The organism is Paludibaculum fermentans, from assembly GCF_051172195.1.
Taxonomy (GTDB): Bacteria; Acidobacteriota; Terriglobia; order Bryobacterales; family Bryobacteraceae; genus Paludibaculum; species Paludibaculum fermentans_A.
The window spans coordinates 1,584,614-1,602,831 of record NZ_JBPJAQ010000002.1 but is presented as its reverse complement, the minus strand read 5'-3'; the positions used below and the strand labels follow the sequence as shown (position 1 = coordinate 1,602,831).

Genomic DNA, 18,218 nt, shown 5'->3' with positions numbered 1-18,218 from the left:
TCAAAGTTCCATTTTTCGGCCGATCCCATGAATTTGTGCCTGGCTCCGGATTTGGGAGGGCGGATATTATGCAAGTTAATTCGCGAACCTGATTGACCTGCCTAAATCGGCTGTGACATTTTAGTGCAGAGGTTGGTTTGCCACTCAACACTCGCTTATTTTCCAGGCTGGCCGCATATCTATTTCTGGCGTTTGCCGGCGCGGCCACCGGCCAGGCCGCAGCGGGCCCCGATCTTACTATTGCGCTCACGCACACCAGCAGTTTCCTGCGCGGGCAGACCAATGCGGTTTACCTGATCCGGGTCAGCAATTCCGGCGTCGGCGCCACTTCGGGTGCGATCTCGGTGGTGGAATCCATGCCGTCGGGCATCACCATCACCACAATGTCCGGGCCCGGGTGGGCGTGTTTGGCGAACACCTGCACGCGGAGCGACAGTTTTGCCCCGGGACAGATGCTGCCCACAATTACCGTACTGGCATCAGTCAACGCGGCCGCCCCCGCCTCAGTCAGCAATCTGGTGACGGTCTCCGGAGGCGGGGACACGAATATCTCGGACAACCTGGCCACCGATGTGACGAGCATTGCTTCGGAAGGGCGGCTGTATGGCTTCGCGGCGGTCAACAATTCAAGGCTGCCGCTCACTTACCTGCCCACGTCGCTCTCCGACGCAGTCGCCCTGGCGGTGTCGGAACGCGAAGCCCTGGTACTGAAGAAGGACGGGACACTCGTCCAGTGGGATTATTACGGCCAGACCACGCCCAACGAAGCCAAAGCACTCACCGGTGTGGTCGCCATCGCGATGGGCGAGCTCGTCTGTTATGCCCTGAAGAGCGATGGAACAGTGGCTGCGTGGTCGAGGTACGGCAGTCCGACCCTGGCAACCGGCCTCTCCAATATTGTGTCGATCGCCGCCAGCACCAGCGCCGCCGTGGCGGTGCGCGCGGACGGAACCCTGGCCGCCATCGTGGAGAGCACTCACCCGCTGCTCACGTTTCCCGCCGGCCTGGCCAACGTCGTGCAATTGTCTCTTGGGGTCAACATCGCGGTGGCGCTGGATTCCGCTGGCCAAGTCAAGTCCTGGGGCGGCTCGCCTGCCTTGCCGGTGCCCACGGAGAAACTGTCCTCCGTTTTCGCCGTGGCGAACGGCACCGGCGCTGGCATCCGGCCCGATGGAACCGTGGTGGTCTGGCAGACGGTGGCCGGCGGATCAGTGGCTGCCGTGCCTTCCGGCCTGGGTGGGGTCACCGCACTCACCGGCACCGGCTACCTGATCGCCTTGAAAGCGGATGAGACGGCTCGAGGCTGGGGCGCCCACGCCTACTTCCGGCCCGAACAGGCGAACGGCCTGGCGCACGCGAGAGCGGTCGCAGGCTCCACTACTTACGTCATGGCCATCCTCTCGGCCCCGGCCATCACCATTTCATTCCAGGGCACGGCGCAGTCAGTCGATCTTTCCAATTTGTCCATCTGGCCGCGGCCCACGATCACGGTGGATACGGTCGCCAGGGCGGTGCCCTTTTCAATGCTGGTGCCGCCGGATAGCACGCACACGATCTCAACGGCAGCCGCGCAACCCGGCGGAACCGAGCTTATCCAGTATTACTTCAACTCCTGGAGCGACGGAGGCGCAGCCGCGCATGCCATCACCACCGGCACCTCGGACGCCGTCTACACCGCGGACTTCAAAACAAAGTTCCTGTTGACGATCTCTGCCGGGACCGGAGGAACGGCCACCCCCGCCAGCGGGCTATATGACGCAGGCGCCACCGTCCTGGTCAGGGCCACTCCGTCAAACGGCTATTTCTTTTCCAATTTCAGTCACGATTCCTTCGGCCTGGATGCGGCGAACCCCCAGCGGGTGATCATGAATGGCCCGCACACGCTGACGGCGAATTTCCAGGTGCAGGCGAATGCCACCTTCCGCCTGTCCCTCAGGCCGCTGCACCGCCTGATTTTCGGACAACAGAATGCCGCCTACGTGGCAACCGTCGTCAACGAAGGTCCGTCGGTGCAGAACGGAGCAATAGTGCGGTTTGATTCCTCCCGGCCGGCCTTGATGACCGGTACCGGGTGGGCTTGTTCCGGAAGCAGCTGCAGCCGATCGGATGCACTGGCTCCCGGCCAGGCCTATCCAGCCATCCTCATCGTGGGCCAGGTACCCGGGTCCACCAGCGGCAACGAAGCGGTAGGACTCTCCATTCCTTCTGGCTGCCCGGGATGCAATGTCCATCTATTAGAGCCGGTTTACATGAATACCAATGCGGTGGTGAGCTGGGGCTCTGGTCTTGCAGGCCAGACCGCACACCCCGCCGGACTTACGAATCTGGTCGATGTCACAGCAGGCTCGGCCCATACCGCAGCCCTGTTGGGCGATGGCCAAGTGGTGGCCTGGGGCGACAACTCCAAATTACAGACGCAGGTGCCGGCCAATCTCCCCATTGTGGTTGCCCTTGCCGCCGGCGGCCAACACACGCTTGCCCTGGCTTCGGCTGGACAGGTTGTGGCCTGGGGCGACAATAGCAGCGGGCAGACAACGGTGCCGGGCTCCCTGCCTACGGTGATCGCGGTCGCCGCCGGCCGCCTGCACAGCCTGGCCTTGACCAGCGACGGGTCTGTTGTGGCCTGGGGCGCGAACGGTAGCGGCCAATCAACCGTACCCGCGACGGTGCACGACGCCATCGCGATCGCCGCCGCCGGCGACCATTCCCTGGCGGTACTGCGGGATGGCACAGTGGTGGCGTGGGGCAGCAATGCGGCCGGAGAAAGCAGCGTACCGGCCAACCTGCAGGGCGCAGTCTCGGTCTCGGCCGGCACGTCCTACAGTGCCGCGTTGCTGGACGACGGAACTCCTGTGATCTGGGGCAACAATCCGCCGAGCATCCTCAGCGGGCTTCCCGCCGGCCTGACGGATGTCAGGACTCTTTCCACGGGCTCAGACCATGCCTTGGCCTTGCGATGGGATGGCACCCTGCTGGCCTGGGGCTCCAATTCTTCCGGCCAGACGAGTATACCGGCCGGCCTTTCCGGTATTACGTCCATCGCCGCCGGCGACCAGCACAGCGTGGTCATCCTCTCCGGTCCACCCAAGCTATCGATTTTCATCAATACCCAGCCCGCTGGAGGTGCTTTCAGTGTCGACGGCGTCCCTTACACGGGGTCGCAGCTCCTGCAATTGACGATCGGCCAACCCCATGTAGTGACGACTTCTACCGCGCCGACGCTTCTGGATCCGGGGACGCAACTGACCTACCAATCCTGGAGTGACGGCTATCGTGGCCTGACCCGCACGATCAACCCGATGTCGAGCACCAACTACTACATCAATTACCTCTCACGATATAAGCTCACAACGACGGCCTACCCCAGTTCCGACGGCAGCATCGCCGTGTCCCCCTCCAGCCCGGATGGCTGGTATGACCGCTATCAACAACTCCAGATCACAGCCGTCCCCACGCCCGGTCACAGATTCACAGGCTTCACGGGAGCTCTGACCGGAACCGCCAATCCCCAATTTCTTACTATTCAGAGCCCCCTGTCCGTCACGGCGAATTTTGCGACCTATGATCCGTATCCGGCTGTCGTCAGCCTTGCCCCCGCGGCAGGCTCCGGTGCGGCAGCCACTTTCAGCGCGACCTACTCCGCGGGGCTCGGCTACCGGGACCTGGCCTGGGTCCAATTGCTGCTGGCGGCTGCGCCCGATGGCGGCGGACAACCTTATTGTTTCCTGCACTACGATGTACAAGGCGACAGGTTCTGGGTCTACGGCGACGGCGGATTCTTCCAAGGCCCGATCCAACCCGGAGTCGCCAGCGCTCTGTTGCAGAACCAGCTCTGCGGCCTGAACACCAAGATCTCCAGCGTGGCGAAGAGCGGCACTAGCCTGACGTTCAACGCCCGTGTGGCGTTCAAAGCCTCAGCCGGCTTGAACGTCTACCTGCGGGCGCAGACACTCAGCCTGCTCGATACCGGGTGGGTGCAGCGCGGCACCTGGAACACTTTGCCGGCCCCGCTCGGAACGATGAGCGTCCAGCCAGGAGCAGGTTCCAACGGTGCACAGACCTTTACCCTGCTGTATCCCGATCCTACGGGCTATGAGGACACTTCCTCCGGCTGGTCACAATTCCTGATCGCCGCCAGCCCGGACGGCGGCGGCAAACCCTTCTGTTTCGTCCACTACGACAAAGCGGGCAATGGTCTTTGGATGTACTCCAGCGATGTGGGCTTCTTCCTGGGCCCGGTGAGCCCGGGTACCACTTCGAACGCGATGGATAGCAGCGCGTGCTCGATCAATTCCGCACTCTCCGGAGTCACTCACCCATCGGGCACGGCCATTGTTTATGTGCCGGTTACGTTGAAGGCGCCGATGCACGGTACGAAGAACCTGTACCAGCGCACGCTCGATTCGCTCTCCAGGGATTCAGGTTGGGTGAAGACCGGCACCTGGACCATTCCTTAGCAGGGTTTTGAAGTAGCACCGGAGAGCGGCCTCATCATGGTGCCTGCCTGCTTGATTCTGCATTCACAAGTATATTTAGTTTGATATCCGGACTATTTTCTCAAGCGCCACCCTCTCGACAATTAGTTATTATCCGTTTATTTTTGTGGCGTGGATTGACGCAGCCAAATCGCGTGTGCAACTTTGATTCAGAGGTTGAATTGAAAATCGACACTCGCTTTTTATCTACACTGGCTTCCTGCCTGTTCCTGACGCTTTTTTCCATTTCCGCGGGTCAGCCTTTCCACGGTCTCCCGGGCATTCACAACAGCCGCCCCCTCCTGCAGATCCTGACTCCACCCCAAGGCGAAGCGACGGCCGCCGCCTCCCCCGACATGAGCATTTCCCTGTCGCACACCAGCAGTTTTCTCAGGGGCCAGACGAATGCTGTCTATCTGATACGGATAACGAACAACGGCGGGAGTCCAACTTCCGGCGTGATTTCAGTGATCGAGTCCCTGCCTGCCGGCCTGCACCTCACTTCGATGTCCGGTCCGGGCTGGTCGTGTTTGTCGAATACCTGCAACCGGTATGACAGCCTGCAGCCCGGCCACATGCTGCCAGCAATCACGGTGCAGGTGACGGTCGATTCGAATGCGCCAGCCTCGATCAGCAATTTTGTGACCGTCTCCGGCGGAGGCGACTGGAATATTGCGGATAACCTGGCCACGGACATCACGAACATCGCGGCGGAAGGCTGGCTTTATGGCTTCACTTCCGGCGGCGTGACGAATTCGCCGATTTCCTATATACCCGCAGGAGTTTCCGACGTGGTCGCTGTGGCTGTCGCGGAGAGTGAAACGCTGGCGCTGAGAAAGAACGGCACCGTCGTCCAGTGGGACGGATTCGGCCGGGGCACTCCGGCGGTGGCGCAGGCGTTGACCGGCGTGATTGCCATCGCAACCGACGAACTCCATTCCTATGCGCTGAAGAGCAATGGGACGGTGGTCGCCTGGGGCCGGCTCTCTGCTCCGCCCGATACCTCGGGCCTGACGAATATTGTCTCGATTGCGGCAAATGGCTCGTCCGCCCTGGCCGTGCGCGCGGATGGCTATGTGTCGACGATCACGCAGGGTACAACCGCGTTCCTGACCATTCCCTCTGGCTTGACCAATACCGCCCAACTCTCCATTGGGCCCAACATCGTCCTGGCGTTGGACACGATGGGCCATGTCACCTCGTGGGGCGGTTTTCCCGCCGTGCCCGTACCCACCGAAAAGCTCACACAGGTGCTGGCAGTGGCGAATGGCACAGGTGCGGGCATCAGGACGGACGGAACCGTACTGGTATGGCAGACTTCACCCGGCGGCGACCTTGGCACGATCCCGTCCGGCGTGAATGGCATCACCGCACTGGCGGGCTCCTCCTACCTGGTGGCATTGAAGGCGGACGGCACGGCCCGCGGCTGGGGCACCCAACCCTTCTTCAGCCCGGCCCAGGCAAACGGCCTGGCGCAGACCACCGCCATCGCGGGTTCCTACTCCTACGCCTTGGCCATCCTGTCCGCTCCAACGGTAACTCTCTCATTCCAAGGCACGGCCCAGGCTGTTGACTTGGCTGATGCGAACACCGTGATCCGGCCCGCCATCGCTGTCGATGGCGCTACCGCGACGATTCCCTTCTTCCTGCGGGTGGCGCCGGGCAGCACGCATACGATCTCGGCGGCGGCAGCCCAGCCCGGCGGTAACGCCGCCGTCCAGTACTACTTCAATTCCTGGAGCGATGGCGGAGCGGCCACCCACATCATCAACGCCGGGACAGTGGATACCTTCTACACGGCGAATTTCAAGACGAAATTCCTGCTCACCACATCAGCCGGCGCCGGAGGCACGATCAGCCCGGCGAGTGCACTGTACGATGCAGGCTCGGCCGTCCTGGCCAAGGCCACCCCTTCTATCGGGTACCTCTTTTCCGGCTTCAACACGGATGCGCAGGGCACCGATGGGAACAATCCCATCCGGGTCCTGATGAACGCACCGCACAGCCTCACCGCCAACTTTGTGGCGCAGGCGCAAGGCTCGCTCCGACTGACCCTGAAACCGTTGCACACGCTTCTGAGCGGACAGCAGAACGCCGCCTACGTGGCGCGGGTCATCAATGATGGACCGAGTGCGCAGAATGGTGTTCAGGTGGTTTTCAGCGGAGCTACGCCTTCGTCTCTCACCGGAACCGGCTGGACGTGCTCAGGCGCCTCCTGCAGCCGGCCGGACGCGCTGCCGCCCGGCCAGGCTTACCCTGCCATTCTCATGGTCACGCCACTGCCGGAATTCGCCGGCAACAAAGTGACAATCAGCGCCGCCACCAATCCGACGTGCGCCTCCTGCGAAGCTCGGGCCACGGCGCCGGTCTATTCGGCGGCAAACTCGGCCGTCGCCTGGGGCGGCAACAACCAGTCCGGTCAACTCACCGTGCCGGGCGGCCTGACGAAGATCGTCGACGTCTCTGCCGGCTCGAAGCATTCGGTCGCCCTGTTGGGTGACGGCAAAGTAGCCGCCTGGGGCGACAACACCATGTCACAGACACAGGCCGCGGGCAGCCTCGCCGGCGTGGTGTCCGTCGCCGCCGGCTCGAATCATACCCTGGCCCTGATTGCAGACGGGCATGTGACCGCCTGGGGTGATAACAGCAGCGGCCAGGCGACCGTCCCCGATACGCTGCCTGCCGTCATCGCCGTGGCCGCCGGAGCGCAACACAGCCTGGCTTTGACCAGCGCGGGCAATGTCGTGGCGTGGGGCGATAACAGCAGCGGCCAGACTTCCATACCGGGATCGGTGCAGGACGCCATCGCCATCGCGGCCGGCGGTGATCATTCGCTGGCCGTACTGCGCAATGGAACAGTAATCGCCTGGGGCAGCAACACCAACGGCGAGAGCAGCGTGCCCGGAACATTGCAGGGCGCGGCCGCGGTAACAGCGGGCGCGCACTACAGCGCGGCCATCCTCGATGACGGCAGCGCCGTTGTGTGGGGCAATAATCCGGCCAGCATCGTGAGCGGTCTGCCAGCCGGCCTGGCGGATGTCAGAGTCCTGTCCGCCGGCGGAGCGCACGCTCTGGCCCTGAAGTGGGATGGCGCCGTGCTGGCGTGGGGTGCGAACCCAGCGGGCCAGACCACCTTGCCGGCCGGCCTGTCCTCAGTTACGGCGATCGCGGCCGGAGCAGAGCACAGCCTCGCCGTCAGTTCCGGGCCGCCCACCATCGCAGTGCCCTTCAGCACGCTGCCCGCGGGCGGCTCTTACAGCGTGGACGGCGTCAGCTACACTGGCGCCCAGAACCTGCTGCTGGCCTACGGCCAACCGCATGTCGTGACGGTGTCTCCATTGCCGGCACAGCCCAGCCCGGGCACCCAACTGACGTTCCTGTCCTGGGGTGACGGCTACAAGGGCACCACCCGGACCATCACGCCGATGCAGAGTACCGGATACACGCTGACCTTCAACGCCAGATACAAGCTCACGGCCGCGGCCTCGCCCAGCAATTACGGCACGATCAGGATGACCCCCTCCAGCGCCGACGGCTGGTACGACGGCAACCAATCGGTCCAATTCACGGGCACTCCGGGCGCCGGGTACATGTTCACGACCTTTAGCGGCGATCTCTCCGGAACCAACAATCCTCAATCCCTGACCATGGCGGGACCACGCTCCGTGACAGCCAATTTCGCGGTCATGGATCCGCATCCGAACGCGGTCAGCGTCACCCCCGCCTCAGGCTCGGGCGCAGCCGCGACCTTTGTCGCCACGTACTCCGCCGGGCTCGGCTACCAGGACATCTCCTGGGTCCAATTGCTGATTGCCGCGGCGCCCGATGGCGGCGGCCAGCCGTATTGTTTCCTCCACTACGATGTCCAGGGCGACCGTTTCTGGGTCTATGGGGACGGCGGCTTCTTCCAGGGGCCTGTCCAGCCCGGCACGGCCAGCGCCAAGCTGCAGAATACCCTGTGCGGGCTGAATACCAAGACCTCCACGGTCACAAAAAGCGGCTCGACCCTCACGTTCAACGCGCACGTTGCATTCAAGTCGGCAGCCGGCTTGAAGATCTACCTGCGGGCGCAGACGATTGAGCAACTCGACACCGGTTGGGTGCAGCGTGGCACCTGGACCACCGCGCCTACCCCGCTCAGCACGATGATCGTGCAGCCTGCGTCGGGCTCCAGCGCCCAGCAGACCTTCACCCTGCTCTATCCGGATCCGGTTGGGTATGAAGATACAACCTCCGGCTGGTCCCAGTTCCTGATCGCAGCGGCTACGGACGGCGGCGGTCAGCCCTTCTGTTTCGTGCACTACGACAAAGCGGGCAACGGCCTCTGGATGTATTCCAGCGACGTCGGCTTCTTCCTGGGGCCGGTCGCCCCAGGCACCGCGTCGAATGTGCTCGACAGCAGTGCGTGTTCCGTCAACACCGCGCTGGCCGGGGTGCTGCATCCCTCAGGCACCGACATCGTGTACGTCCCGGTCACGCTGAAAGCGCCGATGGCCGGAGCCAAGAACCTGTACCAGCGGACGCTGGATGCGCTGTCCAGGGACTCGGGCTGGGTGAAGACCGGCACCTGGACCATCCCGTAAACGCAGTCAATAGCAAAGGCGGGCGGCCGCCGCGCCACTGTGGCCGCCGCCTTCCGTTCACCAGTCTGGCGGATGGGGTTTATTCCAGTCGCAAAACCTCCTGCGGGTCGACACGGCAGGCCCTGTCCGCCGGACCAAGAGAGGCCAGCAAAATGGCCAGAATCATCAGCCCCATACTGGCGGAATAGGCCGCGAAGTCGTCGAGGCGAATCGCCAGATCCCATTCGGAGGCGGCATAGCGGAGTGCTCCGGCGGCAAGGATTGCGCCGCACAGCAGTCCAGCGGCAGCCATGCGGGTGGAATAGCGGAGGATGAAGAAGGCGACCTGTCCCGTGGTCGCGCCCAGTGCCATGCGGATCCCGATCTCGCGCGTCCGCTGGCTGACGAGATAAGACATCACCCCGTAGAGCCCGGAAACGGAGAGCAGCAAGGCGAGCAGGCCCAATAGCCCGGACAACCACGAGGCCGCCTGCTGTGGATAAGTCTCCCAATCGAGGGTCTCCTGCAGAGCCACGACACGAGCGCCATGCGTGGAGCCGGGCGCCCGGCCGAGCGCCGTCGCCAGTTGCCGTCTCGTCTCATCGGCCGGTCCACGGCCCCTGACGACTACCATGGTCCCGGTCCGCAGAACATCGGGAAAATGAATGCAGGCGCGGGCTCCGGCGTCTCGTACCTTGGAAACAAAATCGCCGCTGATGCCGATGACCGTGGCCTGCTGGAATGGAGGGAGCCGCACATTGTCCGACTGCTCGTGCTCGATGAGGATGGTTTTGCCGAGAGGATCCTCACCAGGCCACAATTGACGGGCAGCCATTTCGCTGACCACCGCCACGGGGGCGCGGTTCTCCGCCTCCTGCTGTGTGTAGCCGCGCCCCCGCACGATGGACATGCGCAGCAACCGGAACCCCTCGCTGGAGACGCGATTCATATAGACGCGCTGCGAGCCCGATCGCCCGGCATCGCGCACCTGAATGCTGTCCAGGTCATTCAAGGGGCGGCCCATGACGGCCACGGTTTCCAGCCAGGGTTCGCGGCCAAGAATTTCCAGCAACGCACGTGCGTCGTCCAGCCCCTGGTTGGCGATGCCGAAGACACCCGCGGCCGTATAGCCCCGCTCAATCTGCGTCATCTGCCTGACTCCTCGCAGCAGCACGCTGGCGGTGACCAGCAGCATCACGCAGGCCGAGATCTGGCCCACTACCAGGACATCCCGCAGGCGGGAAGCCCGCAGGCCCGCCACTTCCCCCCTCAGCGCGGAAGCCACGGCGAGGCGGGTGGCCTGCGCCGCCGGCGCCAGCGCGAACAGCACAGTGGTCAGGATCGACACCAGCAGCATATAGAAGAAGACATGCCCGTCGAGCACCATGTCCGGGATCCGCATGCGGAACAGGATCGTCGGCGGAGCCGTGGCGTAGATCAACTGCAATAGAAAGTGAAGGGCCACCCGCGCCAGCACCAGGCCGGCAGCCGAAGCGGCGAGTGCAGTGATCAGGCTCTCAGTCAGGAGTTGCCGGACCAGGCGGCCCCGCCCGGCGCCGAGGGAGAGCCGTACGCCGAACTCACGCTGCCGCGCCATGGCGCGCGAGAGGATCAGGTTGGCTGCATTCGCGCACGGAATCAGCATGGTGAGGCCAAAGGCGATGAGCAGTGGCAGGGAGTAAGTGAGCGCAGTCCAGGTGACGGGGATGTCGAGCTCATCCAGGCTCGCCCGGGAGACGTGAAGCCATTCCGGACGGTCCGCCGTGAGGCGCCGCACATAGGCAGTGAGAATGGCTTGGGCCTGCTGTGTGCTCATACCGGGCCGCAGCCGGCCGACCACGCCGCGCGCCGGGACTTCAGGCAGGCCGGAGACGCGATTCCAGGCCTCAATGGGGATCCAGAAATCGGGCGCGCCCACCCCATAGCGAGCAAGTTTGGGATCGGCCACCTCCACAGTGCCAACCGGAGCCCCTGTGAATTCCGGAACGGTCACACCAATCACCTCGAAGGGGATGCCGTTGACAGCCAACCGACGTCCGAGCACCGCCGGGTCGCCGCCGAAGCGGCTCTTCCAAGCGGTGTGGGTGAGTACCAGCACAGCATCGTGTTCCCCGGCCTGGAAGGAATGCCCCAGGGCGGTGGTGGCGCCCAGAAGTGAGAAGTAATTGCCGCTCACCAGTCCGGCGCGGGCCGCCTGCCCATCCAGGCCCGTACCCTCCACTGTGCTGACAGCAACTTCGGAAAAGGCGGTCACATGCTGGGCGACCGACTCAATGTCGCGCAGGCCCAGGTGGACCTCGCTACCCTGGCGGGTTTCGAAGCCAAAGGACACCAGGCTCGCCGGATCCCGTACGGCCAGGGGCTTGAGCAGGAACGCATTGAAGACGGTGAAGAAGGCCGCGTTCAGCCCCAGGCCCAGGCTCAGCGTGAGTACCGCGGCGAGCGCGAAGCCGGGGCTCCTGCCCATCGAGCGGAGCCCGAATCGAAGGTCCCGTGGCAAATCCCCCAGCCATTCCAGCAGCCGGCTGGCACGCGTTTCGCCCTCTGCCAACTCCCGCACGATGGGTACGGCCGCGCCTCCACGCAAGTAGTCGGCCCATTCGAGATGGAACTGTTCCTGGGCCTGGCTCGTTCCTTCGCCGCTCATGCTGAAGGCTTCCAGCTCAGGATCCAACCGCTCCTCATAGCGGAGGGCAAGCAAGCCCCAGCGGCTGAGACGGGCCTTGCGCAGGCTCCACCAGACCACGACTTCGATAGATAGAAAGGTCAGGAACCCGAAGGGATTGACGGCGCTGTGGTAGACGATCCAGGTGATGGGCACCAGCAGCAACGCCACGCTCAAGCAGATCGCACAGGTGAGAATCAGGGGCCGCTTGCTGGGCAGGTAAGAGCAGGTAAACGGCATCTTGCGCCAGTCGCGGAAGAGGAACTCAAAGACCGCGGCGGCCAGCAGGCCCATGACCACCGGCCAGGCGACAGCCGTGAACAAGCCCTCGGATCGAACCAGGAACGTCATAGAGCCGATGGCGATGGGAACGGCCACGCAGGCCAGGACGAAACGCTCCACTGCGTTCATCCAGGCGCGGCGGCCCTCCCGCTCTGTCAGTTGGAAGATCCAGTTCGAGCGAAGATCCGCAGGCAGGGAGAAGAGATGGCGCAGACCGGCGAGGAGAAACAGGACGAGCGTCAGGGCGCAGGCAGTCAGCACCATCCCACCCATCCCCTTGTCCGACCCGGAAGCATCGGCCACATCGGCGGCGGACTTCACGGTCCAGGCCACTGCGACAGCCGCATATACAATGGCGGCCAGCCGGTGAATACGGCTGCGGTAAAGCGTCTTGCAGATGAAGAAGAGTGCCGCCTGCGCACGCGGGTCCGGGACCAGGAGTTCCAAGAAGCGAGACAGCAGGTCAAACGGTCCAGGGGTTTTCGATGTGGGCGCTTCCAGCAGCAGGCGGCGATAGCGTTGGAAGCTGATGAGATAAATCAGCACGGCCAGGACAGGTGCCGCGGCAGCAGCCAGCTGCAGATCGCGGCCGGAGAAACGCAGTGCCCCCAGGATCGCGCCTGCCGCTCCGGCAGCCAGGGGGAATCCGGCGATCGCAGTCGCGGCCAACGCGGCCTGCAACCAGATCATGAGCCGCTCAAAGATCCGCGCGGGCATTACATTCAACAGGGCACCCTGCAGGGCGACCGGCGCAAAGAACGCGACGGTGCAGGCCGAAGCCATGAAGGAGAAGCTGCTCCCGACGGCCGCACCAGTGACCAGGCTCAGGACGGCGGCTGCCGGCAAAGTGAGCAGCAGCACGAATAGTCCATAGACAAGGAGCACAGCCGAGAATTTGGCGACGAAGATGTCCGCGAAGCTGACCGGGCGTCCGGCCAGGGCCAGGCAGTCGCGGAGGCTGGGATAGAACGATTGCCACAGCGCGGCGACCAGTAGAGTGGTGAGGCAGACGGCCAGGCAGGTGAGTGCGTTCAGGTCGGCCGTGACTTCGAGCGGAATCCGCGCCAGTTGCCGGGTTTCCGCAAGCTGGCGGTATTTGAAGAGCAGCGTCACGAAGAGCAGGATCCAGCTCGAGGCGAGGATGGCCAGGGCCCCGGCAGCGGTACGGCTCCAGTCCCCCGTGACCGCCATCAGGTCGCTGTCGAAGAACCTCGGTAGGAAATGGCGCACGAGTTCGAAGCGCGCGCCGTGTGTCTCGGCCAGCCAGCCGCGCAGCCAGCCGCTCATCGCGCGACGGTCTCCAGGATGCGGTTGGCGATGGCGTCCGTATCTTCCGCCTGGGTGAGCTGGGCGAAGACCCCTTCCAGCGAGGCCTGCGCCATCAGGAGGCGCAGATTCGCCACGGAATCGTGGGCCACGACTTCGCCTTTCCTGAGGATGAGCACGGAAGTGGCGACCTTTTCCACCACCTCCAGGACGTGGGAACTATATAGGACGATCTTCCGGCGCTCGGCCAGCGCGCGCAGCAGGCTGCGGAGGATCATGGCCGCGCCGACGTCCAGGCCGGAGAACGGCTCATCCAGGATGAGGAGTTCCGGGTCGTGGAGCAGAGCCGACGAAAGCAGGATCTTCTGCCGCATGCCCTTCGAATAGGATGCCAGCAAGGAGTGCCGATCCTCCCAAAGTCCGAAGAGCCGCAGCAGTTCGTCGGCTTTGTCGTCCAGGACATTGCGGCGCATGCCCTGCAGCCGCCCGGAAAGCAACAGGTACTCACGGCCTGAGAGGTGAGGATAAAGGTGGGCCTCTTCCGCCACATAGCCGATGCGGCGCTGGAATCCCTTCATATCGCGCACTACATTCACGCCCTGGAACAGGATTTCCCCCTCGGATGGTTCGATGAGGCCGATCAGCATCTTGACCGTGGTGCTCTTACCTGCGCCATTCGGACCGAGGTAGCCCAGGATTTCGCCTGGACGAATCTGGAAGCTGACGCCGTTAACGACAGGCACGCCCGAGTAGCGCTTGGTGAGATTGCGGATTTCCAGCATTGGGCGAATAGACGCCGGTCTACCGCCCTTGGTTCCGTACTACACCGAAGAAACACTCGCCGGATTGCGCCTCTCCCCCACCGCGCGCTCGAGCTTCGCCAGACCTTCGCGGTGAATCCCCCTGCCCGGCCTTCACTGAACGAATCCCCTTGAAGCGGTGCCCTCCGGTCAATCACCTACTGACTGTATTTAGCCGCCTGCTGACATGGAATTTCGCTGACGAATCATTCGACAGCCTGTCTCACGTTCAGCCATGAGTCCGCTATTGCTTCCACCCGCCTCCGCGCTCTTGACTTTTCAACAATCATAATCACCAGATCTTCGCAGAAAAGAGAAAGCGGTATTTCCATAATCTTCGCCACTCCTTCGATCTGTTAAATACAAGCGCTATTAGCGATCTTTTGGCATAGCTCTTAATCGCTTATCTATAGATCGGTATCTAAATGTTCATTAATCCTGGACCACAATGATAGCCTCTGGGTTTTAATTATCAATAGGGTCTCAACCCTTACATCAGGAGAAGACGAAATGAGCCGTTTCCGCTTTGTAGCGGGGGCTGCAGCCGTGTGGGCTGCTGCCGCCTTCTTGTGTGTGCCCGCGTATGGGCAATCTGACCTGGGCTCAATCCAGGGGTACGTCCGTGATCCATCAGGAGCGACCATTCCCAATGCCAAGGTAACCGTCAACAATGAGACGGGCCTGGAACGGCAATCTACCACGAACGAGTCTGGACGATATGTCATCACCAACATCCCGCCCGGCTTCTACCGGGTGTCGGTGACGGCGACCGGATTCAAGAAGTACGATAGCAGTGGCAACAAGCTGGATCCGAGTGCCGCACTGGCGCTGGACATGACATTGACGGTTGGCGCGGCGAACGAATCGGTGGTCGTGACCGCCAACTCCGCGGCGCTGCAAACTGAGTCGGCCGCGGTACAGAAAGTCGTCACGCGGCAGCAGATCGACAGTCTCGAGTTGAACGGCCGGAATCCCATTTTCATGGCGAATCTGGTGCCGGGCACGAGGGGCGGAAACCTCTCCTCCCTGTCGTTTTCATTCAGCCAGGGGCCGAACAATATCAACGGCGCGCGCACGCAGGACAGCCTCATCACGTTCGATGGAGCGCCCGCCGTCCGCACGCGCTCGAACGGCACCAGCCTGGGCTCCGCGGATGTCGATTCCACGTCCGAGATCCAGATCCTCACTTCCAATTACGCAGCGGAATATGGACGCTCTTCCGGCGGACAGATCCGCATCCTGACCAAGAGCGGCACCAATGAATTCCACGGCGCCGGTTATGAGTATTTGCGCAACACCGCGTTCAATGCGAATACGTGGACCAGGAACAATACCCTGGGCCAGGACTTCGTTCCGCCGTTCCACTATAACCAGTTTGGCTACAACGTAGGAGGACCTTTCTATATCCCGGGGAAGTTCAATAAGGACAAGAATAAGTTCTTCTGGTATTGGGGCCAGGAGTGGGTCCGCAATCGCTATCTGGACACTAACTCAATGACGGTGCCGTCCCTGGCGATGAGACAGGGCGACTTCAGCGAATTGCTCAACCCCAGCAACGTCTATTACGGCAAGGTAGTGCAGATCAAGGACCCCACCACGGGCAATCCGTTCCCCAACAATGTAATCCCCACGAACCGGCTAAGCCCCAGCGGCGTGGGCATTCTGAGCGAGTTCCCGAAACCCAACCTGGTGGTGCCGATCAACACCAACCAGTTCTGGTATGCGGCCCTGCCACACCCCCAGGATCAGCGCAAGGACACACTCGCCGCCGACATGAACATCACAGATACGCAGCGCATCCAGTTCCGCAGAATGAACTACAGCTTCAATGAATATCAACCTCTGGATGGCGGCACACCCTTTACTCCGAAATACTTCAACCGGCCGAACCAGACCAATTCGTTGAGCCATGTGTGGACGCTCAGCCCCACCATGGTGAACGAGTTCCTGGCCACGGTCAGCCTGGATGACGTCTACATCCCGGTGGATACCGCCAACTTCCTCGACAGGACGACGATCGGGATCAATTATCCGTACATCTTTCCGCAGGGCAAACTGATTCCGACACGCATTCCCACTGTGAATATGACCGGCTTCAGCGGCGTCAGCGGCGGGCCGTATCCTTCGCATTCCACCGGCCCCATCTACACGCTGTCCGACAGCTTCACCTGGATCAAGGGGAATCACACCCTCAAGTTCGGGTTCTCTTTTGAGCGCTCGGGCGAGAACGACAACGATGAAATCAACGTGAGCGCCTGCCCGACCTGCACGAACAACCAGAACGGCCAGTTCAGCTTCACCGATACGCGATCGGGCCAGCCCACCTCCGGCAACGCCGCGGCGAATGCCGCCCTGGGTTTGTTCGACACCTATTCCGAACTGGGCCAGCGGGCGTACACCATCTTCCGCGGCAACATGTACGAGGGGTTTGCGCAGGACCGCTGGAAGGTGAATCAGAAGCTGACCATCGACCTGGGCATGCGCTACACCGTGGTGGTCCCGTTCCATGCCGAGTGGGGCAACATGATCGTGTTCGATCCGTCCCTCTATGATCCGGCCCAGGCCGTGAAGGTGGATCCGAAGACAGGCGCCGTGGTGCCCGGCTCCGGCGACCGCTACAACGGCATGGTGATCCCCGGCAACGGCTGGCCGGATTCAGCGTCCGGACGCTTCCCGGAAGCGACGGATCCGCAGTACAACTACCTGTTCCGCAATGGCGTGTCGTCCAACCACTACTCGGACACCCGCTGGAACCAGTGGCAACCGCGCGTCGGTATTGCTTACTCCCTGAACCCGAAGACCGTGGTGCGTGCCGGCGCGGGCCGGTTCTTCACCAAGCTGGGCGTCAGCGATTCCATCTTCCTGGGCGGCAACCCGCCCTTCCAGCCCACCGCCAACGTTTCGTTTGGCAGCGTGGACAACCCCGGCGGGACACAGGCCAATTCCCTGCCCCTGACGGTGACGACACAGAGCAAGGCTTTCAAGAATCCCGAGTCTTGGGAATGGAACTTCACAGTGGAACGGGACTTCTTCTGGAAGTCGGTTGTCTCGGTGGGCTATGTGGGCCGTCGCGGCCTGCACCTTCAACGGGAGGCGAACATCAACCAGCCGACCGTGGCAACCGTCCTGGCGAATCCGGGTGTGAACCTGGATGCGCTGCGCCCCTACGCAGGCTATAACTCGATCCGCGAATCGGACAACGTGGCGAGCTCGATGTACAACTCGCTGCAGTTAAGCTGGAACCGGCGATTCGCCAACGGCTTCTCGTTCGGTGCGGCTTACACCTACTCCAAGAGCATGGACGACGGCTCGGCACAGCGGGACATCATTCCCGACACCTACGACGCCCACAACCTTTGGGGCCTCTCCGACTTCGACGTCACCCATATCCTGATCGTGAATTACCTCTACGAACTGCCGTTCTTCCGCGACCAATCGAAGCTCAGCGGCAAAATGCTGGGCGGCTGGCAGTTGAGCGGAATCGCCCAGTTCCAAACCGGTACGCCCTGCAGCGTGGCCAAGAGCAACGACTACGCCGGTGTCGGCCAGGACGGCAGCATGTCCTGCGCCGGCCAGTTCTGGAACATGAACGGTTCTCCCTCGGTGATTGGGCAGTTTGCGGCGAACGGTTCCAACGATCCAAAGCAGTGGTTTGCCGTGAATAACCCGGATGGTTCACCCATCTTCACCGCACCAGCGGCCGGAACCTTCAACACCACCCAACAGGTGCGAAACATCATTCACAATCCTGGTTTGCAGAATTGGAATATCGGTCTGTTCAAGCGGTTTACCGTGACCGAGAAGACCGGTCTCCAGTTCCGGGCCGAAGCGTTCAACGCCTTCAACCATCCCAACCTGGGCGGCGCCAATTTCGACCCGACCAGTTCCTCGTTTGGCAAGGTAACGGGCAAGACGGGTGACGTCCGGAACCTGCAATTGTCCCTGCGGTTCTTCTTCTAGTCAGACACGAATCCGTGATGGCTGGAGTTCGCGCTCCGCCGGGTGAGGCCGTCGCTGCGTAGCGGCGGAAGCATCCGGTGGAGCGCGATCCGCATTTAGGCCCGCACCCTGGCCCGGCTCCTCTATCAATTCACCAATATGAGTGAATATTGCCGATTAAATGGGTGATGGGAGTACTAGGCCTTCACAGAACATGTCTGCTGTGGTA

5 protein-coding genes are annotated in these 18,218 nt (G+C 62.5%); 3 read left to right on the top strand and 2 right to left on the bottom strand.

Going from position 1 to position 18,218, the window contains the following annotated elements; all coding sequences use genetic code 11:
- Positions 1-137: 137 nt before the first annotated feature.
- Both ACR9Y2_RS32960 and ACR9Y2_RS32955 read left to right on the top strand, forming a co-directional pair.
- Entirely contained in the window at positions 138-4,457 is a 4,320-nt protein-coding gene (locus ACR9Y2_RS32960) for an InlB B-repeat-containing protein (RefSeq protein WP_435046133.1), read from the top strand.
- 200 nt (positions 4,458-4,657) lie between these two features.
- Entirely contained in the window at positions 4,658-9,058 is a 4,401-nt protein-coding gene (locus ACR9Y2_RS32955; RefSeq protein WP_435046132.1) for an InlB B-repeat-containing protein, read from the top strand.
- 79 nt (positions 9,059-9,137) lie between these two features.
- Here ACR9Y2_RS32955 and ACR9Y2_RS32950 read toward each other — a convergent pair whose 3' ends face one another.
- Positions 9,138-13,271: an ABC transporter permease gene (locus tag ACR9Y2_RS32950; protein ID WP_435046131.1), complete on the bottom strand. Its 4,134-nt coding sequence runs from the start codon at positions 13,269-13,271 to the stop codon at positions 9,138-9,140.
- On the bottom strand, positions 13,268-14,032 hold the full coding sequence (locus ACR9Y2_RS32945) for an ABC transporter ATP-binding protein (RefSeq protein WP_435046130.1): 765 nt from the start codon (positions 14,030-14,032) through the stop codon (positions 13,268-13,270). Before ACR9Y2_RS32945 ends, ACR9Y2_RS32950 begins: the two co-directional genes overlap by 4 nt.
- A 528-nt stretch (positions 14,033-14,560) precedes the next feature.
- Between ACR9Y2_RS32945 and ACR9Y2_RS32940 the strand changes: the two genes are divergently transcribed.
- Positions 14,561-18,010, top strand: a complete 3,450-nt coding sequence (locus tag ACR9Y2_RS32940; protein ID WP_435046129.1) for a carboxypeptidase regulatory-like domain-containing protein — start codon at positions 14,561-14,563, stop codon at positions 18,008-18,010.
- The last annotated feature ends 208 nt before the right edge of the window (positions 18,011-18,218 follow it).

Excerpts from the sequence above, each read along its gene's own strand:
- ACR9Y2_RS32945 (WP_435046130.1), bottom strand. The coding sequence starts at position 14,032 with ATGCTGGAAATCCGCAATCTCACCAAGCGCTACTCGGGCGTGCCTGTC.
- ACR9Y2_RS32950 (WP_435046131.1), bottom strand. The coding sequence starts at position 13,271 with ATGAGCGGCTGGCTGCGCGGCTGGCTGGCCGAGACACACGGCGCGCGC.
- ACR9Y2_RS32940 (WP_435046129.1), top strand. The coding sequence starts at position 14,561 with ATGAGCCGTTTCCGCTTTGTAGCGGGGGCTGCAGCCGTGTGGGCTGCT.